The sequence below is a fragment of the Psychrobacter sp. M9-54-1 genome, assembly GCF_016613355.1.
GTDB classification, from domain to species: domain Bacteria; phylum Pseudomonadota; class Gammaproteobacteria; order Pseudomonadales; family Moraxellaceae; genus Psychrobacter; species Psychrobacter faecalis.
The window spans coordinates 92,738-113,549 of sequence record NZ_JADGFW010000011.1; the positions used below are offsets into that span (position 1 = coordinate 92,738).

Genomic DNA, 20,812 nt, shown 5'->3' on the forward strand with positions numbered 1-20,812 from the left:
TTTTTGACTATGCGCCATCGTAAGAGTGGAGTCAAGCTGGGTCGTACCGGCAGTCATCGTAAGGCAATGTTTCAGAACATGACCAACTCATTATTTGAGCATGAACTGATCAAAACAACTTTACCAAAAGCAAAAGAATTGCGCCGTGTTGCTGAGCCATTAATCACTTTGGCTAAAGAAGACAGCGTTGCTAATCGCCGTTTGGCATTTAGCCGTATGCGTAGCAAAACTATGGTAGGCAAACTATTTGGCACGTTAGGTCCTCGTTACCAAACTCGTCCAGGTGGTTATTTGCGTATCGTAAAATGCGGTTACCGTGATGGTGACAATGCGCCAATGGCTTATGTAGAATTGGTTGATCGTGACTAATTTTATACGCTCATTGTATAATAAAAAAAGCTCCAATAATTTGGAGCTTTTTTTATGCCTTTTATTTATAAAAGCTATTATTTATGGTACGAGTGAGCTGACGTCAGCAGCACCTTGTCTGATGATTTCGGGCTGATTAGTGGTCATATCGACGATAGTAGTCAGTTTGGTGGTTTTGATACCAGCATTAATGAGACCATCTATTTGATTACCGAGTAGCTCTTCAATTTCAAAGGGATCGTCCAATATGTCATCGCGGTGCGGCAATATGAGTGAACTGGTTAATATAGGCTCGTCCATCGCTGCTAGCAATGCTTGCGCAATAGGATTGCTTGGCACGCGAATACCAATGGTTTTTTTCTTAGGATGCGCCAACTTCTTAGGTACATCTTTGGTGGCGTTTAAAATAAAGGTAATCGGCGCCGGCGTATGCGCTTTTAGCTGTTTAAATTGCACATTGTCTACCGTGGCATAGTTGGCAATTTCACTTAAATCGCGACATAACAAGGTAAATTGATGCTTATCATCAAGCTCTCGGATATGTTTAAGCTTTTCTAGCGCGTCTTTAGCGCCTAAGCGGCAGCCAAACGCATAACTGGTATCGGTAGGATAGATAAGTAATTGGTCATTACGTAATAAATCTGCTGCTTGTTCGATAAGCCGCGGTTGTGGGTTGTCCGGATGAATGTAAAATACTTGCATGATTTTTCCTTATTTTATAATTATAAAGTGCTTCATAGGCAGTTTTTAAAAAATGAAATTATTTCGTTTTCTAGCTTATCTCTCTGACTGCATCAAAAGATAGAGCTACTATTCAATCAGTATAACGCAAAGTAAATATAATTTTATTAGCAAGGCGTTACGGTGAGTAGGGAAACGTTAACACTACCGCCACGGATTACTTTCGATAGGAAATACATATACAGAGAACAATTTTGTGTTGCTAATCAATAGTGCAAAGCGTCAATAATGCTTGCAATAATATTTTGGCATCACGTGGTATGGTGTGAGGTTCAGCGATATATGCTTTGGCCTGCTGATAGACGTCCTGCGCAAAGGTGCTGGTACTGGTATCAAAGGTGGCAAACAGATTGTCTTGCGAAACTTGAAAAGGACGCCTGCACGCTAAAGTAAATAAACACTCTAACGCTTGTGGTTTGATTTCTACACGCTCAAACGCTTGTTGTTGAACTTCTGTGCGCCCATCAGGTGCATACCAGTAGCCAAAGTCAGAGAGCTGTCTACGACGTTCACCTGCAATAAAAAAATGGCTACACTCATGCAATCCGCTTTGAAAGAAACCATGGGCAAATTCAATACGTGCTGGCTGATTGTCTTTGGCAGGAAAGTACTCTGGTTCGCCAGCGCCACGTACTAGGATAACGTGCTGGTGGGCAAATAACGTATTAAAGAGACTTATCAGCCAATCGGTCGCTGTTTTTTCATTCTTATCAACAGTGTTGATATTTTCAGTATGGATAATTTTCTGCCATTGTTCTGACAGTGCGTTTAACTGCATCTTTGAAATAGCGCTCAAAAACTCAGGTGGCTTTTTGGTTTCTAAAGTATTTAAACGATGTAGCAAACGCTTAGCGTCAGAAACAGAAAGCAAAACAGAAAAGTCAGGATCCACAGCAGGCGATATCATATGAATATATTAACCAAATAAAAATGTAGAGCGCGTGATTTGTAACGCGAGCAAGCTAAGGTAAATGCAAACTTAATACGAAAGCACTTACCAAAAATCTTAACATACTAGTCCTAGCGCTCATCAGCGCTTTCCGTTAGTATGGCAGGCAATATTATACACCGTTTTTGATGAATGAGGCCGCGCATGTCAAGCACTCCAATAAACAAGCCGTCAGCGCTTCAGGCTGACAAAACAGCAGCCGCAATGTCGACCAACCTGCCAGAAGATGTTTCTTTAAGCAAATGGGAAGACAGTGGTTTTGAATGGTCAGGGCAAGTTGCACCGCGTTCGTTTGAGCGCCTAAATGCCATACTATCGACTGAGCACGAGCAATCAAACCTTGAGCTTAAAGCCAACCTATATCGCCATAATAATGTGTTGCATTTGTCTTTTACTCTCACAGGTGAGATATGGTTGACCTGCCAGCGTTGTTTGCAACCGATTGCCATTGATTTGACTGATGATTATGATATTGCATTGTTAGATAACGAAAGCCAAGTGCGTTTGGTCGGTGAAGAGCAGGATTACTTGCTGCTCGATGAAATTATCACTGAGCCTGCGCCTGAGCGTTTATTGCCGTTTAAAAAATTGATCGAAGATGAAATTTTGCTAAAAGCGCCTATGGCACCAAAGCATGATGACTGTGAGATGAGCGTTGAGCAGTTTGGTGACATTCCAGAAGAAGAGGAAAATGAGAATCCTTTTGCGGCATTAGCGTCGCTGAAAGGTAAGTTATAACCGCATAACTGGCAGCATAACGTCGATAAAACGTTACTTTTCACCTTTTATCAGCTTTTTGCCCAAGAGTGAAAAGCAAGGCTTTATTAATTGGCGAAACATGCGTATAATGTCCCGTTTATTGCATTCTAGCAACCTGCCGCTGGCAGAGAAAAGCTGGCTTCGCAAACGAACTATAGATTTTAGACGTAGTCAGCACTTTAATACGTGTGGCAATCTATTTAACTAATGATGCGTAAGACTTAGGTTGTTGTGATTATATAGCCTCTGTCGGTATCGATTAAAGCTGAATTTCAAGCTTAACCCTTTTAAGTATAGGAGCTATATCATGGCTGTTCAAAAAAGTCGTAAAAGTCGTTCTCGTCGTGACATGCGCCGTTCACATCATCGTATGGAAGTGGCTGAATTAAGCATCGACGCTACTACTGGTGAAAAACATCGTCGTCATCACATGACTAAAGATGGTTTCTATCGTGGTCGCCAGCTTTTCAAAGTTAGTCAAGACGCTTAATTTATTTGCCCACTGATGGTTGATGCAAAATGCTGGTAGTTCTAATGACTATCGATAATTTTACACAGTTGTTATGGTGCAAGCAGTTTAAGCAAACAAGAGCCAAGTTATCTCGCTATCATATATTATGAAGTCAGATATCTTGGCTTTTTGTTATCTATTTTTTATCAAGTAGTGATTATAGAGATATCACATTTTAAGCGTTCAGTCTTTGATAACTATGCTTATTGTCTGCGTCAGTGTATAGTTTAATAGCAGTCAGCTGTCTTAAAGGAATAATGATAGCGGTGCTTTGTACAGCGAATCTTTTTATTAGTCTCTAATTCTATAATAAACCCCATTCATTTAGGGGTATTTCCAATTAAATAAGGAATATTGGTTATGGCCTCTGTACCCGATATGGTAAAAAAACAACCCACCCGTATAGCTGTGCTATTCCCTGGACAAGGTTCACAAGTGGTCGGTATGCTGAGCGAGCTTGCTGAAACCTATCCTGAAATTCGTGATACCTTTACCGAAGCCAGTACAGCGCTTGGTGAAGACTTATGGGTAATTTGTCAGGACGAAGACAAACTGAACCAAACCCAATATACTCAGCCGGCTTTATTGACTGCTAGTATCGCTATTTGGCGCATTTTACAACAAAAAATAGAAGATAAGCCTTGTTACCTAGCGGGCCATTCCTTGGGTGAATATAGTGCCTTATGTGCTGCTGGCGTAATATCCTTAGCTGATGCGGTCAAACTGGTGCATAAACGCGGTCAATTGATGCAAGAGGCGGTGGCAGGGGTCGATACAGCGATGGCAGCGGTACTGGGTCTTGAAGACCACCGCGTCGAAAACTTATGCGAACAAGCGACCGAGCACGTTGATGATGCCATTGTTGGCGCCGCAAACTTTAATAGTCCAGGTCAAGTGGTGGTTTCAGGTAACGCCGCTGGTGTCAATGCCGTGATTGATAAAGTTCAAAATACCGGTAAAAAAGCCATCCCATTAAAGGTTAGTGTGCCGTCGCATTGTGCGCTTATGGAGCCTGCGACTAGCGCTTTGGCGCAAGAGTTGGCAGCCATTCAATTTGATCAAGCGGCCATTCCAGTGATTCAAAACCGCCATGCGCGCGTTGAAAGCAATGCAGTCGCTATCAAGCAAGCATTGACCGAGCAGCTCAGTGAACCAGTCTTATGGTCAAAAACCATGCAGGAATTGGCCGACAAGCAAATTAATATTTTAATCGAATGTGGCAGTGGTAATGTTTTAAGTAATTTGGCCAAGCGTCAAGCACATCCTATTGTGAGTTATCCTACCGACAAGCCTGCCCGTTTAGATAAGTTGATGGAGGTATTATCATGAGCCGTACGATTACATTAGTGACAGGCGCAAGCCGCGGTATCGGTAAAGCCGTTGCCAAACGTTTTGCCAAAGAAGGACACTTTGTCATTGGCACCGCGACCACCGAAAAAGGCGCAGCACTTATCGAAGAATACTTAAACGATAGTGGCGGTATTGGGCGCGTGCTAGACGTGCGCGATACGGCGCAGATTGATAAGTTATTTGAAGAAATCGAAAGTGTTTACGGTGCCGTACAAGTGCTGGTTAATAATGCCGGTATTACTCAAGATGGTTTATTGATGCGTATGAAAGATGAAGATTGGAACAATGTTGTCGATACCAATCTGACTTCGGTTTATCGTATGAGTAAGCGGGCAGTACGCGGAATGATGAAAGCGCGTCGTGGTCGTATCATCAATATTACTTCTGTGGTTGCACAAATGGGCAATGCGGGTCAATCTAACTATGCGGCCACTAAAGCCGGCGTCGAAGGCTTTAGCCGAACGCTAGCGCGCGAAATCGGCTCACGCCAAGTGACGATTAACTGTGTGGCACCGGGTCTTATTGAAACCGATATGACCGATGAGCTTGACGAGCGCCTACTTAACTCAATGCTTGATGCGGTTCCAATCAGCCGTCTTGGTCAGCCAGAAGATATTGCCGCCGCCGTATTTTTCTTAGCAGGTGATGAAGCCAGCTATATTACTGGCGCGGTTATTCCTGTCAATGGCGGTATGTACATGTAGGGTTAGAAGTTATTATTCTAATTTAGCGTTATTTATTATTATAACGGTGCGTTACATAGTTATAATAAAAAACTCTGTGAACGAGTGTAAACTATAATAAAGGGTGCTATAATAGCGGATACTTTTTTGTCAAAGCCCTGTATGATAGCTAGGTTTTAGCAGACATTAGTCAAAACGTATAATTGGTTATCTGTCTTCCAGACAGCCGTGCTAATTTGACCAGCCCATTTTATATATACTGCCATAGCGCTTTATCATAAGACTATGGCAATTTGTCGAAATAATAGATCAAAAAGGAGAAATCTACATGAGTAATGATACCGAGCTAAGAGTTAAATCTGCGGTAGCGGAACAATTAGGTATGAACGTTGAAGATATCAATAATGATGCTTCATTCATGGAAGACTTAGGCGCTGATTCATTAGACCTAGTTGAATTGGTTATGTCATTCGAAAGCGATTTTGGCATCACTATTCCTGATGAAGATTCAGCAGAATTAACGACTGTTCAAAAAGCCATTGATTACGTACAAGCGCAATTGTAATTAATTATTCGATTAATAAGTGTGCTATGACCGTTTATCTTTATTGATAAGCGGTTTTTTTTAACGCTATTTTTTAGAGGTAGTGATTATTTCTCTGTTTTACTGCTTATATTTGCTCAATTCACTGCCATATTTGAATGGTAGCTATTAATAATAAAGTTACATAAGCTACGCCAAATCAACATTACTCAACATACTATTACTAGAGACGGTATTTGCCATTGTCTATACTAAGAATGGTAAGCAGTAATAAGGTGATATTTGTTATATCGATTAAAACCACTGTTTAGAGATAAAAGTTATGTTCATATGTAGGCGATGCGAGAGTGACAAACGTTAAATACATTGCCTATTAAAACAATAATGATAAATAATAGATAACAATATTTTAAGGAGCAATTTTATGGGTATGTTCAGTTTTGCAAAAGACATCGGTGAAAAGATTTTTAACCGTGACGATGCCAAGCATGACGCTAAAGTAGAAACTAAAGCGGATGCCAATACCCCAGTACAGAGTACAGAGCCTTCTGCTCAATCAGTTGCCAATCTTTTATTGCGCCGTATTCAGCAGCAAAATCTGAATATCAGTAATCTAAAAGTAAAATATAATGGTTCTACAGACACCGCAGAAATCAGTGGTAAGGCTAAAACCCAAGCGGATCGCGAAAAAGCCATTATCGCTATCGGTAACGTGCAAAACGTCGCTAAAGTTATTGATAATATCGATATCGAAGAAGATGCGCCTGAATCTACTATGTACACAGTAAAATCTGGCGATAGCTTATCTAAAATTGCCAAAGAAGTGTATGGTTCAACGGGTGATTATATGAAAATATTTGAAGCCAACAAACCAATGCTTTCTGATCCCGATAAGATTTATCCAGGTCAAGTTCTACGTATTCCTAAGCCGTAATAGGCTGTTAAGTGCTTAAAGCTAAGCGTTTAAATATAAGTATTTAAACATAAGCGCTTAAACACAGATATTTAAAGTTATGTGCTAATAAAAATGCCTCTTAATATAATTAGAGGCATTTTTCTTGGTCTTTATTTTCCATAGCATTTACGGTTTTAAATTTTCTAATTTTTCCTGTTGTTCTTTAATTGCCCAATGGATATGATCGTCTAGCATGGCATTATGAACGCCTAATTTTGCTTGCAGCTGAGTAATTATTTCCGTACTACCATCTGCATTGCCAAGACCAATGGCGATATTGCGTAAAAAATTCACGTAACCGGTGCGTCTAAGCGGACTGCCTTCGGTTTTTTTCATAAACTCCGCTTCTTGCCATTGCCATAGCTCAAGTAAACTGCTGTTATCAAGATTATGCCTTGGGGAAAAATCTTCTACTGGGGTGATATTGGCATAGCGATTCCACGGACAAATAAGCTGACAGTCATCACAGCCAAAGATGCGATTACCGATGGCACGGCGATATTTGCTGTCAATAATGCCGTCGTGTTCGATGGTAAGGTAAGAGATACAAGCAGAGGCTTTAAGCTCATAGGGCGCAATAATTGCTTGCGTAGGGCAGACGTCAATACAGGCGCTACAACTGCCGCAATGCTCCTTGACCGGTTCGTCATCAGGCAGCTCAAGACTCATAAATAGCTCGCCTAATACAAAAAACGAGCCAGCTTGCTTGTTTATGAGCAGGGTATGTTTGCCCGTCCAGCCAAGCCCCGCCGCATCAGCAATAGGACGCTCAAAGATAGGCGCAGAATCGCTAAAGGGGCGAAAAATAAAATCCTGCTCTGAGCCAATATTAAGATGCTGCCATTCAGGTAGCATAGCTTCAATTTTTAATGCCAATTGCTTTAAGCGACTGCGCATCGTTTTATGATAATCACGCCCCCTAGCATAACGGGCGATGATACCTTGATTGGGATAAGCGTTATCAGTGACCGCGCGCGGCGTGGGCGTTTGGGTTAAATAATCCATACGCACGCTGATGATGGTTTTTGCGCCTTCTACCAATTGTGCAGGTTGGGCCCGCAAATGATGGTTATGGTGCATAAACTGCAATTGCCCCTCATAACCTTTTGCCAGCCATTGTTTTAGATGTTCTGTTTGTTCGATAAATAAAGGATGATGCACCGATAAAAAGCCACAGTCAGCAAATCCTAGGGCTTGCGCTTGGGCTTTAATCCATAGTTTAACCTCTGCTGGTGTAGCAAAGCTTGAGGCATTATGAACGGCAATTCTTGCTTGCCCTGCATGATTAGGCGCAGACGCCTGCGCTGCCAAATTGTGAGCATCTGAGGTCTGTGCGTCTGGCTGTGTCGATTGAAGTTGTTTAGGTTGGGCTTTGCTATTCATAATGCGCTATAAATGATAATGTGAATAGCAGTATGATAAGCCAGTGAGCGACGAGCGCAAGTAGCAAAACCAATAAATCTGTATTTATACCAAGCTGTAAGCTCTCGTAAAATTTGATAGAGCTGATACCACCCATACATTACCTTATGATTAAAATAATAAAACCAGTAAATAAAAATAAGCGAGGATGAACCATGCCAGTAGCAAACGATGTATCCACAAAAACGACCATACCAGTAGCTTTGTATAGTAGTCAGCAGATTTATGCTATGGAGCAGGCATGGTTTGGCGCAGGTCATGATAGTTTTGGCTTAATGCAGCAGGCTGCATGGCAGATGGCACATTATATTGTGGTGCTTTATGAGCAAAAAATGCTTAATTCTTATTCCTCAGTGCTTACTAACACTCATAATCGCATTAAGTGTTCGCCTCGAGCGAATATTTGGGTCGGGAAGGGTAATAACGGCGGTGATGGTTGGCTGATTGCTTATTATTTGCAGCAAATGGGCTGGCAAGTACAAATCATCACGGTTGGTTTTGATAAACAAGATTTTGCGATAGTTGAGACAACGCAGCCATCTAACAAAGAAGCTTCTTTATCTGATGCCAACCAAGCCCTACAAGTAGCGCTATCTGCTAACTGTGATTATCTACGCTTTGAAGATATGAGCTCTCATGACAAGGAAAACGCAGGTAAGCCGCTACAAGCAGACGTGTATATCGATGCGTTATTTGGTATAGGTTTAGATCGCGCGCTTGATGGTATTTATAAACAGGCAATTTGTACCCTTAACGATGCCGCGCAGCATAATGGCGCTTTAGTGGTTGCGGTTGATGTGCCCAGTGGCTTGGTTGCCTCTACCGGGCAAGTATTCGACCAAGTAGGGGTAAACGCTGATGCGACATTATGTTTGATTGCGCGCAAATTTGGTTTGCATACCAACGATGGTATGGATTATAGCGGTGAGGTAATTGATATCCCGCTCATACCTTATCAAATGGCTAGTAAAGAGTTTAAGCCGGAGGCCAAACTTCTGACAACCGCGCATGCACTGAATCCACGCCGACAAAACAGCTATAAAGGCAGTTACGGGCATGTATTGGTGATTGGCGGTAATCGCGTTGATGGCTCGCAGGGCATGGGCGGTGCCGCTATCCTCTCGGCTTCAAGTACAATGGCGACAGGTGCGGGTAAAATCACCGTCGCTTGTCATGAAGCATTTCACGGCGCCCTATTAACTTCATTGCCTGATGCGATGACCATCAATTTACACGATACAGATGGCGTAAATAACCTCATCCAAGAAGCCAGTGTTATTGCTATCGGCATGGGACTTGGCCGTGATGACAAAGCAAAAGCGTTGTTTATAAATTATATCCAAACGGCGATAGAAAATAGCAAACCAATAGTGATTGATGCGGATGGTTTATATCATTTAGCAACATTGCAGGCAGAGCAGCATAAACTGGTTACACAGCTAAAAGCGTATAGTAGCGAACATCAAGTTTGCCTAACACCGCATAGTGGTGAAGCGGCAAGATTGTTAAATAAAGAGGTCAGTGAAGTAGAAGCTGATAGGTTAGCCACAATAAAACAGTGCGCCAAAATCTATGGCGGCGATTGGGTACTAAAAGGGGCAGGGTCGTTAGTGCTAGAACAAAAGGCTGAGGAAAGACAAATTTACGTTTGTGGCGTCGGCAATGCCGGGATGGCAAGCGCTGGCATGGGCGATGTGTTATCAGGCGTCATTACAGGTCTGCTAGCGCAAAAGGATTTAACCGAAGCAGCGCGTAGTTTGCACCAAGCGGTTCTGCTTCACGGTCTGGCAGGCGACTGCTTAGCGGGGCAGGCAGAAAATTTAGAAAGTCTTAGCCATACTCATAATTGTCGCTCATTATTGATCGGCCAACGAGGCTTGCAAGCACAGGATATGCCCGTTGCTATCCGCCATATTATGCACTTGATAACTGACTGAATCATCAGTTATCAGTATCAATGACTAACGTTGCGTTGAATAGAGCAGTGATGGTATTATTCAAAGGTATATGAAGACCGAGTTTAGGTACCATTACAATATTGATTGATGGCTTGCTGTACACGCTCGCGTTTTAGCTCAATTTCACGGCCATCTAAATATTGACGTTTACCATTGGCATCCATCTCGTAGATACGCCCACCAACATTTAGGTTGGTTAAATTATTGCGTAATGACTGGCAACGCTGAGCATTCGCCTGTGCTTCTTGTTCTTTAATGCGCGCCTCTAGCTGAGCCACGCGCTGTTCTTCAGCACTTTGCGGAGCCGCTTGATTGGCTTCGGTTTTCCCTGCCAATTGTCCGGCGTTACTTTGTCTGCCGTCACTACGAAACTCTATCACTTCAATATTTCTACCGTTTTGCGGGGCGTGTTGGCTGTACTTCACCTCGCCATGCGCGCCGATAGATTTATAAACCTGAATGGCATGACTGGCATTGATTGGCAGCATGAGCATACACGCCGTGCTGATACTTAAAAGCAGTTTGGTAGCGGTGTTCACACGAAACGCAGATGCCATGGTAACAATTGCCATAGTGACAATCCTCTTAATAGGTAAGAAACGGACGTATTTATCAGATAAGGATAATATTTAATCGTCTTGATAACAATATAAATACACTAGCGTTTGATTTTAGCAAATAATACTTATAAATGTACATTATTTAATAACTAATAGTTAGGCATAGGGTTTAGAAGTTTTTCTTGACAAAGGTGCCCAAACCATCGAATATAATAGCAGTTGATTGGTCAGTGAGCGGCTTTTATAAAATTGCCGTGGCACTTGAAAATAAGGACTACGGGTTGCTTATCAGTAGCTTGCTCAGTTTTATTTTCTTTGTGACAATGATATGGAATAAAATGCCATTATCCTAATGCGTATTCAAAGCTATATTTATTGTCTGCGGACTTATCTGTCTACAATGACTAAGATAAACTTATTATTACTGTGGTTCGTAAGATTTGGCTGTAATAAAAAATAGGGCGCAATGTGTAGTTTTAACAACAACTCATTAAATAAGTTATAAGATTTAGCGATCCTATAGCGTGTCAATATTATTGAGAGTCGTTTTATATCCTGCCTCTATTTATTTATCACTGTCGTAACTTGGTATTCTCAAAATAATAAGCCTCTTTTATAGGTGCATTCGCATCTTGTCACTGTCTGTCGATAAAATCCTGCCACAAAGCTGACCCTACATATATTGCTGTGTTTGAGGGCCATGCTGTTCTATATAACAGTGTTACTTGAATATAGTAGGCACACATTCTTGATATGGATAAGAATCCCAAGTCTTCTTTATAAGACCAATAACCTTGTAAAAACGGTGTTTTCTTTTATAAATGAGCGACCATTCTTACCACAAAAAAAGGTGATGACAGTGACGCAAACCACGCAAAGTCCGAATATGACTGGACATACCCAAACGGGTAATGCCGCCAAAAATTTTGAAGAAAAGCAACAACGCCTTGCAGAGGGTAGCGAGCAGCCTGTGATGCTATCTGGCGCTGAGATGTTGGTGCAAGCATTGACCGATGAAGGGGTCAAATATATTTTTGGCTATCCAGGCGGCGCCGTTCTACATATCTATGATGCCTTGTTCCAACAAGAAAATATTGAGCACATTTTAGTGCGTCATGAACAAGCAGCCGGCCACATGGCAGATGCTTATTCACGCGTGACCGGTCAGACAGGTGTGGTGCTCGCGACCTCAGGTCCAGGTGCGACCAATACCGTGACGGCAATCGCCACCGCCTTTATGGATTCGGTACCGATGGTGGTTATTTCAGGTCAGGTACCTAGTAGCCTAATCGGTGAAGATGCCTTCCAAGAAACCGACATGGTCGGTGTATCACGTCCTATCGTCAAGCATAGCTTCCAAGTGCGCCACGCTAGCGAAATCCCTATGATTGTCAAAAAAGCCTTTCATATCGCTCAGTCTGGACGTCCAGGCCCAGTAGTGATTGACGTACCAAAAGATATGACAGCGCCAAGTGAAAAATTTGCCTACGCTTATCCAAAAGACGTGTTTATCCGCTCGTATCAGCCCTCACTAAAAGGTCATAGCGGTCAAATTAAAAAGGCCGTTGAAACTTTATTGTCGGCACAGCGTCCTGTTATTTATGCAGGCGGCGGGGTCATTTGGAGTAAAGCCAGTAAAGAGTTGACTGAGCTTGCTCATCGCTTAAACTTGCCAGTTACCAATACCTTAATGGGTTTGGGTACTTTCCCAGGTTCTGATAGTCAGTTCCTAGGCATGCTTGGGATGCATGGCACCTATGAAGCCAATATGAGTATGCATCACGCTGATGTCATCTTGGCAATCGGTGCACGTTTTGATGACCGTGTGACCAATAATGTTAAAAAATTCTGTCCGAATGCGACGATTATTCATATCGATATTGATCCAGCATCCATTTCAAAAACCATTAATGCCCATATTCCAATCGTCGGCGATGTTAAAGCAGTCTTGACCGATATGTTAGAAATCATCGGTGATGATAAAGAACTTGAGCAGCATGCCTTGTTAGATTGGTGGTCACAAATTAATGAATGGCGTACGCGTCATGGCCTACGTTATGACACTAATACCGATAATGGTATTAAGCCACAAGCGGTGGTGCAGGCTTTGGATAAAGTAACCAATAGTAACGCCATTATCACCAGTGACGTCGGTCAGCATCAGATGTTTGCCGCGCTTTATTATACTTATAATGAGCCTGGTCAATGGTTGAACTCCGGCGGTTTGGGCACCATGGGTGTGGGCTTGCCTTATGCGATGGCGGCAAAACTTGCCAATCCTGAGCGTGACGTGGTGTGTATTACCGGTGAAGGCTCTATTCAGATGAATATTCAAGAGCTATCGACTTGCCTACAATATAACTTGCCAGTCAAGATTTTGAACCTAAACAATGCACAGTTGGGTATGGTTAAACAATGGCAAGACATGCTGTATGAAGGCCGTCATGCGCAGTCTTATATGAACTCACTACCAGACTTTGTCAAATTGGCTGAAAGCTATGGTCATGTCGGTATTAAGATTACCGATCCTGCGACTATGGAAGCACAATTGGCTGAAGCTATGGCTATGACTGATAAATTGGTATTTATCGACGTTTATGTCGATCGTAATGAGCATGTTTATCCGATGCAAGTCGCTGGGCAAGCGATGCGTGATATGTGGTTAACAAAAGGGGAGCGTACCTAATGCAACAACAACATCTGATTTCGGTATTGATGGAAAACGAAGCGGGTTCGTTGTCGCGGTTAGTCGGCTTGTTCTCCCAACGCGGCTATAACATCGAGACGCTAAACGTCGCCCCTACGGATGATCCAAGTATCTCACGTCTGACGGTCACCACCATTACCTCGCCTGAAAGAATCGAGCAAATCACCAAGCAATTGCATAAATTGATTGAAGTGGTTAAAGTGCTAAATCTAACAGACAATGTGCACGTCGAGCGTGAGCTCATGCTTATTAAAGTACGAGCGTCGGGCGGTGTACGTGAAGAGATTAAACGCAGTGCTGATATTTTCCGCGCTCAAATCGTTGATGTCAATTCTAACCTATACACCATTCAAATCGTTGGTGATAAAGCCAAGCTTGACGGCTTTATCGATGTGATTGGTCGCGAGCGCATTATGGAAGTGGTGCGTTCGGGTGTGATTGGTATTGCACGTGGCGAAAAAACCCTAAGCTTGTAATTTTATAATCGTTATTAAAAATCTTAATTTATTATCAACAGCGCGCTCATTTTAGCCAATACTTTAGAGTTTCGGTTAAAGTAGAAGCGCTTATTATCCATGGCCAGCCATGTTTTAGGAAAAGGACTCTATTTATGAACGTTTATTATGACAAAGACTGTGACCTATCAATCATCCAAGGCAAAAAAGTTGCCATTATTGGTTACGGTTCACAAGGCCATGCACACGCGTTGAATTTACAAGACTCAGACGTCGATGTCACCGTTGGTCTACGTGCCAACTCTAGCTCATGGAAAAAAGCGGAAAACGCGGGCCTTAAAGTTGCTGAAGTAGAAGAAGCGGTAAAAGCGGCTGACGTCGTGATGATTTTGACCCCTGATGAGTTTCAAAAACAGCTTTATAGTGATGTGATTGAGCCAAACATCAAAGAAGGTGCCACCCTTGCTTTCGCTCATGGTTTTGCGATTCATTACAACCAAGTAGAGCCACGTAGCGACCTTGACGTTATTATGGTGGCGCCTAAAGCACCAGGTCATACCGTACGTTCAGAATTTACCAAAGGTGGCGGTATTCCAGATTTGATCGCTATCTATCAAGATGCGTCTGGTCAAGCTAAGCAGTTAGCCTTGTCTTATGCTGCTGGTGTTGGTGGTGGTCGTTCAGGCATCATCGAAACGACCTTTAAAGATGAAACTGAAACTGACTTATTTGGTGAGCAAGCGGTACTTTGTGGCGGCGCGGTTGAGCTGGTAAAAATGGGCTTTGAAACCCTAACAGAAGCCGGCTACGCTCCTGAAATGGCTTACTTTGAGTGCTTACATGAGCTAAAGCTTATCGTTGACCTCATGTATGAAGGCGGTATCGCTGATATGAACTACTCAATCAGTAACAACGCTGAATACGGCGAATATGTGACTGGTCCAGAAGTGATCAACGAGCAATCACGTGAAGCGATGCGTAATGCGCTAAAACGCATCCAATCTGGCGAATACGCGAAGATGTTCATCAGTGAAGGCGCAACCAACTATCCTTCAATGACTGCCCGTCGTCGTAACAACGCTGAGCACCAAATCGAAGTGACTGGTGCGAAATTGCGCGGCATGATGCCTTGGATCGGTGGCAATAAAATCATCGATAAAGACAAAAACTAATTTATTAGTGAATGGTTAAGCAATTAAGCAATAATCAAATCTCTATCATTTTAGTTATCTAAAAATCAAAACCCATGTTATCACTCGATAGCATGGGTTTTTTAATGGCTAGCAATTCAATAATCTAGAGAAAGTTGCCACCGTAATCACTTGTTAGTGGTTGAAAACTCTTTATTACTGCCTCATATAAGCAGACTTGTCTATCTTATAAATGATGTTGTCTTGCTTAAACTATTATTTAATTTTTGCTTTATTTTATTTAAAAAAATTAGTAAAACCAAACGCTAAAGAATGATCTGCGCGCTTGGTTCTGATTCTTATTTTTTCTTGATTACAGGTTGTCTGTTGTGCAAATACCAAGTCCTAACTGGCTAACGCCGCAATTTATCTACATTACTCTGAGCGCTGTGGTAGCAGTATTGATTTGGATAGAAGGTGAGATGCTCAAGCGCAACCAAGGTAAGCTGCCGCAATCTAAGTTCTTTCGCATCAGCTCTTTACTTGATACCGCTTGGTTCTTTGTCTCTACTCTGGCGTTGTACGTCATTGATTTGGCGCCGTTGGCCATTGCCGTGCCAGTCGCTTATAGCATCTATACCATCTACGGCTGGATATATGGTACGCGTCTGCTCAAGCGCAAAGGCATACCAGACTCACCGAAGGATTTGGTGGTGCCAGCTAAATATATCGCCTATAGCCAATCCTTTTCTTTGATATTTTTTGCCTTGTGTCTGCTGGTTTTATTATCACCATGGTTGCCGTTACCTGCATAACAATGTTTTAGCGTTTAGATGATATTTTTGGTTGTTGTGCTATTAAGAGCAACGTAAATCAATTTTTTTAGCTTAGATACTATAAAATAACCATTAAAATCAATTATTTAAATGATAAATATTTATTTAATGATAAAGCTGACAGAAGGCCGCGGTTTTTTACAAAAAAAAATAATTTAACCTGTTGCAGTTTAGAAAAGCTGCTATAATCAGCTTGTACTCATAGGATTTTAGGCAAGAGCTTGAGGTTATCTTCTAGATAAATCAAGGGTTTAAGCCGATGCGCTTAGCAAAAAACACTTGAGTATATATCAATTAATCGGTGATGACACACGTCTCGCCAACAGTTAAAGAGTTAGGAAAATTTATGTCAGAGAAAGTTGAAGGCACTGTAAAGTGGTTTAATGAAGCTAAAGGTTTTGGTTTTATCGCTCAAGACAATGGCGGACAAGACGTATTCGCTCACTACAGCGCTATCCAAGGTAACGGTTTCAAAACTCTAGCCGAAGGCCAAAAAGTGTCTTTCATCTTAGGTGATGGCAAAAAAGGCCCACAAGCTGAGCAAATCGAAGCTATCTAATCTTAGTGATTATTGAGTAAACTGATTTATCAGCCAGCTTGATACCATAAAGATGATCGATAAGTATTGATTCCTTTGTTTGTTAAAACAATAAAAATACTGTTTAGACTTTAAAAAAAAGCAACCATTCATCAGGTTGCTTTTTTTATGATGTTTTTTTGAGGAAGTGACTTAAATTCTGTAAGTTTGGACAAACCGTGATTATTTATTTTTGACAATAACACTATTATCTTAATAGTGAATTATTTTAAAAAAGTTTTTAGACGTTAAAAGCAAATAGAAAAAGGCGAGTGTATGCAGTGGGAAAAATGGTTTGCGATTGAATGGCAGCAAGTGCTCGGTATTTCACTATCAGCGCTTGGATTATACGGCGGTCTTATCGTATTTACGCGACTGATGGGGTTACGCAGTTTTTCTAAGCTTTCAAGCTATGATTTTGCCATGACCGTTGCTATCGGTAGCATACTGGCGTCAACCATCTTATCTGACAGTCCATCTTTGTCACAAGGCTTAGTCGCCGTTGCGGTATTGTTTCTTATTCAAGGTACCATCTCTGTCATCAGGCGTAAGTCTAAACCTCTAAAATCACTGATTGATAATCAAGCAATTATCTTAATGGCGCACGGAGAGTATTTTTGCGATAATTTAAAAGAAGCCAATCTGACCAAAAGTGACGTGCAAGAAGTATTGCGTAGGAATGGATTGAAATCAAAAAGCGAAGTATTCGCTGTTATTATGGAAACGACTGGCGATATGAGTGTCATTAAGCAGGATAGTACCGCGCCTGACTGGTCGCTGTTCGACGACATTCGTGACAGCCATTTGCTAATTAACTCTAACAATAAAACTGATAATATGCCTAGGGCGTGTCCTCAATTCAAGCGCTTGTATCTAAATGGGCTAAAAATGGCTAAATTTTATCAAACATCGTCAAATAGCTGACTAATATCTCGATATTATTTGCGCTATTTTCCTCGTTTGACGGCAATTTATCTCATTTTTATCACCATTTTTAAAATGAGGACACGCCCTAGACAATAAAAAGTCGGAAGATGAAATCATAGTAAAGTAGGCAATAATTACAAAGCTGCCTCTGTTATAAAGGACGGTCGAGTTAGCGTATTCGAGCAAATTAACTCTCTATTTAGGCTCTTATAGACAGTTTTTGCAACAATGGTGACAAATTTATGACGCATTATTCACGGCGTTGTCTTGACCTTAGTCCTGAGCTCACGCAAGATAGACGGGTCTGATAATAACGGTTGGCTTAGCTTTAGCAGGATTTGATCGTTTACTGGTATACTTTTGTTATTGGTAAATACTTAGATGAGTAAATACCGATAATAAATCACGACTAGCGAATAATAAATATGATGCCGCGATATCTTGGGTGAGCGGCTTATACATATTTATGTTTAAATCTATGCTAATGTGGTAAAAACCTTTAGTAGTATTTTGAACGACAATTTGCACCATAGTTTGAAAAAAATGAACCTTTGGTTCTTAATTGGTAACTTTTAATTCATAACATTAATAAACGAGGAACGTATGAAAGCATTAGTAGCGGTCAAGCGTGTCATTGATTACAACGTAAAAGTTCGTGTAAAAGCTGATAATTCGGGCGTAGATTTATCTAACACTAAAATGTCAATCAACCCTTTTGATGAAATTGCTGTTGAAGAAGCCGTTCGTCTAAAAGAAGCGGGCGTGATTGATGAAGTCATCGTCGCCTCAATCGGTCCAAAAGAATCACAAGAGCAAATTCGTGCAGCTTTAGCCTTGGGTGCTGACCGTGGGATTTTGGTCATATCTGACGAAAAACCTTATCCATTACAAGTTGCTAAAATCCTTAAGAATATCGCTGAAACTGAGTCTACGGATATTATCTTATTGGGCAAACAAGCCATCGATGACGACAACAACCAAACCGGTCAGATGTTAGCAGCATTGATGGGTATCGGTCAGGGTACTTTTGCGTCAGAAGTAAAAGTTGAAGGCAGCAAAGTCAACGTCACGCGTGAAATCGACGGTGGTCTGCAAACCCTAGCACTTGAGCTACCAGCGGTTATCACCACTGACTTACGCTTAAATGAGCCACGTTATGCTAAATTGCCTAACATCATGAAAGCGAAGAAAAAGCCACTTGATGAAAAAACACCTGCTGATTTCGGTGTCGATATGACTTCTAAGCAAGAAATTATCAAAGTCGTGCCACCTTCTGAGCGTAAAGCTGGTATCAAGGTAGGTTCAGTTGACGAGTTGGTCGATAAGCTAAAAAATGAAGCAAAAGTTATCTAAGGCGTGAGTCTTTTAATATTTCGCTACGGCATATCTTGTGCAAAATGATGTTATCTAAAAGGTTTCATATTTAAGCTGATTTGATAAATCGTTTTGTACACAAACAACCGCATGAATAGATGATACGAATAAATAAAGGATAAAAACAATGGCAATTTTGGTATATGCAGAACATGACAATGCCAGTCTAAAAAAGGCAACTTTGAACACCATCGCTGCTGCTAAGCAAATAGGCGATGACGTCCATGTATTGGTCGCTGGTAGCAGCGCGCAAGCAGCAGCTGATGCCGCCGCTAAAGCTGAAGGCGTGACTAAAGTACTATTAGCTGATAATGCCGCTTATGAGCATCAATTGGCAGGCAATATTGCTTTATTGGTTACTGACATCGCTGGTAATTATAGTCATATCATCGCTGCTGCTACCACCACTGGCAAAAACTTTATGCCACGTGTCGCCGCTTTACTTGACGTAAGCATGTTGTCAGAAATCTCTGCGGTCGTAGACGCAAACACCTTTGAGCGTCCTATCTATGCAGGTAACGCTACAGCAACGGTTAAGACTTCAGAAGATAAGGTGGTTCTAACAGTCCGTACCACTGCTTTTGATCCTGTGGCAAGCGAAGGCGGTTCAGCGTCTGTTGAGACACTCGATAATGTTCAAGATTTGGGTAAATCAAGCTTCGTCAATGAAGAGATGGCAAAATCTGACCGTCCTGAATTGACTTCTGCAAGCATCGTGGTTTCTGGTGGTCGTGCATTAGCGAATGGTGAAAACTTCACTAAATATATCGAGCCGCTAGCGGATAAGCTTGGCGCTGCGGTTGGCGCATCACGGGCTGCTGTTGATGCAGGCTATGTACCAAACGATATGCAAGTTGGTCAAACAGGTAAAATCGTTGCACCAGACCTTTATATCGCAGCGGGTATCTCAGGCGCGATTCAGCATTTAGCAGGTATGAAAGATTCTAAAGTCATCGTTGCTATCAACAATGATCCAGAATCACCAATCGCGAGCGTTGCTGATTACTTCTTAGAAGCCGATTTGTTTGAGGCATTGCCTGAGCTGACTAGCAAGATTTAATTGTTACCTCTTGCATAAGTAATGAAGCAAAAAAGACCCGCTATTTTTATAGCGGGTTTTTCGTGTTTTCTCTAAATGATTCTAAGCATAACTTCTCTGACGCAATGTCTCATACAAGCATAATGAGCCTGCAATGGCGACATTCAGGCTTTCTTGCCCGTTAGGCTGCGGCAAGGCGATAGGGGTGGCACACTGCATTAGCTCGTCGCAAACACCTTGGCCTTCATGCCCCATAATCCAAGCGATTGGCTTTCTTAAGTCATGTTGATAAATGACCGTATCGGTATGTGAGCTGGTGGCAAATAGCGGCGTTTGTACGAAATCTAAAATATCTTGCACACTTAACCCCTCGTAAATGCTGAGGGCAAACTGCGCGCCCATACCTGCTCTGAGCGTCTTTGGTGACCATGCTTGCGCTGTTGCACTGGTACAAAGTATGTTTTTAATGCCAACCGCCGCCGCCGTACGCAGTAGCGTACCGACATTGCCGCTGTCCTGGACATCATTAAGAATCAAGCAGTCATCATTGATGGGTTTAAGGCTAGGCGCTGGAATGTTAATCAGCGCCATGATATCGATGCCAGTCCCTAAGCTACGAATACCTTCGTACAGGCTATCTGCTAAAGTCAAAATAGGCGTATAAGTCGGCAGGCGCGTCAAAAGCTGCTGAACTTCAGAATGCTGGTGCGCCGATTCAGACAGTAATATCTGCACAAATGGGTAATCGCTACGCAGAGCGGCATCGATAAGGTGCACGCCTTCAATGACGGTTTGCCCTTGTTTCTTACGCTGGCGCGCTTGCGTCAATAGCCCTTTGATAAGTTTGACAGTCGTATTTTTATCTGAGGTAATCAGCTCGGTGGGATTTGCTACCATAATAGATCGCTTAAAATATAAAGAGTTTGAATCATCAGCGTAAAGTCGATTGTTTATATCGCTGTACGC

At 42.0% G+C, this 20,812-nt stretch carries 21 protein-coding genes; 16 read left to right on the plus strand and 5 right to left on the minus strand.

Annotated elements, in window-relative coordinates:
• The first annotated feature begins 9 nt into the window (after positions 1–9).
• Positions 10–369: a 50S ribosomal protein L17 gene (gene rplQ / locus IQ457_RS05485; RefSeq protein WP_068408443.1), complete on the plus strand. Its 360-nt coding sequence runs from the start codon at positions 10–12 to the stop codon at positions 367–369.
• A gap of 81 nt (positions 370–450) precedes the next feature.
• On the opposite strand, the gene IQ457_RS05490 is transcribed toward rplQ, so the two are convergent.
• Both IQ457_RS05490 and IQ457_RS05495 read right to left on the minus strand, forming a co-directional pair.
• A complete protein-coding gene (locus tag IQ457_RS05490) occupies positions 451–1,071 on the minus strand; it encodes an L-threonylcarbamoyladenylate synthase (protein WP_200662388.1) in 621 nt (206 codons plus the stop codon).
• 241 nt (positions 1,072–1,312) lie between these two features.
• A complete protein-coding gene (locus IQ457_RS05495; protein ID WP_200662389.1) occupies positions 1,313–2,017 on the minus strand; it encodes an elongation factor P hydroxylase in 705 nt (234 codons plus the stop codon).
• A 186-nt stretch (positions 2,018–2,203) separates the two neighbouring features.
• Here IQ457_RS05495 and IQ457_RS05500 point away from each other — a divergent pair, with 186 nt between their 5' ends.
• From IQ457_RS05500 to lysM, 6 genes are all read left to right on the plus strand, one after another.
• Positions 2,204–2,797 (plus strand): YceD family protein, encoded by a 594-nt coding sequence (locus IQ457_RS05500; RefSeq protein ID WP_200662390.1) that lies wholly within the window; start codon positions 2,204–2,206, stop codon positions 2,795–2,797.
• A gap of 328 nt (positions 2,798–3,125) precedes the next feature.
• The gene (gene rpmF / locus IQ457_RS05505; RefSeq protein ID WP_068408434.1) at positions 3,126–3,308 is read left to right on the plus strand and encodes a 50S ribosomal protein L32; all 183 of its coding nucleotides are present in this window, start codon (positions 3,126–3,128) and stop codon (positions 3,306–3,308) included.
• 381 nt (positions 3,309–3,689) lie between these two features.
• Positions 3,690–4,658: an ACP S-malonyltransferase gene (gene fabD, locus IQ457_RS05510; RefSeq protein ID WP_144297875.1), complete on the plus strand. Its 969-nt coding sequence runs from the start codon at positions 3,690–3,692 to the stop codon at positions 4,656–4,658.
• Complete coding sequence (gene fabG, locus IQ457_RS05515; RefSeq protein WP_342343303.1) at positions 4,649–5,383, plus strand: 3-oxoacyl-ACP reductase FabG; 735 nt, start codon at positions 4,649–4,651, stop codon at positions 5,381–5,383. The genes fabD and fabG overlap by 10 nt, the downstream gene beginning before the upstream one ends.
• Before the next feature lie 307 nt (positions 5,384–5,690).
• A complete protein-coding gene (acpP, locus tag IQ457_RS05520) occupies positions 5,691–5,927 on the plus strand; it encodes an acyl carrier protein (RefSeq protein WP_068034635.1) in 237 nt (78 codons plus the stop codon).
• Between the two features lie 403 nt (positions 5,928–6,330).
• A complete protein-coding gene (gene lysM, locus IQ457_RS05525) occupies positions 6,331–6,840 on the plus strand; it encodes a peptidoglycan-binding protein LysM (RefSeq protein WP_200662392.1) in 510 nt (169 codons plus the stop codon).
• A gap of 147 nt (positions 6,841–6,987) precedes the next feature.
• Here the strand turns inward: lysM and queG are convergent, their stop codons facing one another.
• Positions 6,988–8,244, minus strand: coding sequence for a tRNA epoxyqueuosine(34) reductase QueG (gene queG, locus IQ457_RS05530; RefSeq protein ID WP_200662393.1), 1,257 nt, complete (start codon positions 8,242–8,244; stop codon positions 6,988–6,990).
• A 194-nt stretch (positions 8,245–8,438) separates the two neighbouring features.
• Here queG and IQ457_RS05535 point away from each other — a divergent pair, with 194 nt between their 5' ends.
• Positions 8,439–10,220, plus strand: coding sequence for an NAD(P)H-hydrate dehydratase (locus IQ457_RS05535; protein WP_200662394.1), 1,782 nt, complete (start codon positions 8,439–8,441; stop codon positions 10,218–10,220).
• 83 nt (positions 10,221–10,303) lie between these two features.
• Here IQ457_RS05535 and IQ457_RS05540 read toward each other — a convergent pair whose 3' ends face one another.
• Entirely contained in the window at positions 10,304–10,813 is a 510-nt protein-coding gene (locus tag IQ457_RS05540) for a DUF4124 domain-containing protein (RefSeq protein ID WP_223808605.1), read from the minus strand.
• An 841-nt stretch (positions 10,814–11,654) separates the two neighbouring features.
• Between IQ457_RS05540 and IQ457_RS05545 the strand changes: the two genes are divergently transcribed.
• The 8 genes from IQ457_RS05545 to IQ457_RS05580 all read left to right on the plus strand — a co-directional run bounded on the left by IQ457_RS05545 (position 11,655) and on the right by IQ457_RS05580 (position 19,867).
• A complete protein-coding gene (locus IQ457_RS05545; protein ID WP_180952479.1) occupies positions 11,655–13,487 on the plus strand; it encodes an acetolactate synthase 3 large subunit in 1,833 nt (610 codons plus the stop codon).
• Entirely contained in the window at positions 13,487–13,984 is a 498-nt protein-coding gene (gene ilvN / locus IQ457_RS05550; protein WP_068408422.1) for an acetolactate synthase small subunit, read from the plus strand. The genes IQ457_RS05545 and ilvN overlap by 1 nt, the downstream gene beginning before the upstream one ends.
• Positions 13,985–14,118: 134 nt before the next feature.
• A complete protein-coding gene (gene ilvC / locus IQ457_RS05555; RefSeq protein WP_068408420.1) occupies positions 14,119–15,135 on the plus strand; it encodes a ketol-acid reductoisomerase in 1,017 nt (338 codons plus the stop codon).
• Positions 15,136–15,482: 347 nt separating this feature from the next.
• Positions 15,483–15,908: a hypothetical protein gene (locus tag IQ457_RS05560; RefSeq protein WP_068408418.1), complete on the plus strand. Its 426-nt coding sequence runs from the start codon at positions 15,483–15,485 to the stop codon at positions 15,906–15,908.
• A gap of 367 nt (positions 15,909–16,275) precedes the next feature.
• A complete protein-coding gene (locus tag IQ457_RS05565) occupies positions 16,276–16,488 on the plus strand; it encodes a cold-shock protein (protein ID WP_068408416.1) in 213 nt (70 codons plus the stop codon).
• Positions 16,489–16,782: 294 nt separating this feature from the next.
• Positions 16,783–17,430: a DUF421 domain-containing protein gene (locus IQ457_RS05570; RefSeq protein ID WP_200662395.1), complete on the plus strand. Its 648-nt coding sequence runs from the start codon at positions 16,783–16,785 to the stop codon at positions 17,428–17,430.
• Between the two features lie 606 nt (positions 17,431–18,036).
• Complete coding sequence (locus tag IQ457_RS05575; RefSeq protein ID WP_198328480.1) at positions 18,037–18,786, plus strand: electron transfer flavoprotein subunit beta/FixA family protein; 750 nt, start codon at positions 18,037–18,039, stop codon at positions 18,784–18,786.
• A gap of 148 nt (positions 18,787–18,934) precedes the next feature.
• Positions 18,935–19,867: an electron transfer flavoprotein subunit alpha/FixB family protein gene (locus IQ457_RS05580; RefSeq protein WP_200662396.1), complete on the plus strand. Its 933-nt coding sequence runs from the start codon at positions 18,935–18,937 to the stop codon at positions 19,865–19,867.
• Positions 19,868–19,948: 81 nt separating this feature from the next.
• Here IQ457_RS05580 and IQ457_RS05585 read toward each other — a convergent pair whose 3' ends face one another.
• On the minus strand, positions 19,949–20,743 hold the full coding sequence (locus tag IQ457_RS05585) for a TrmH family RNA methyltransferase (protein ID WP_200662397.1): 795 nt from the start codon (positions 20,741–20,743) through the stop codon (positions 19,949–19,951).
• Positions 20,744–20,812 lie beyond the last annotated feature (69 nt).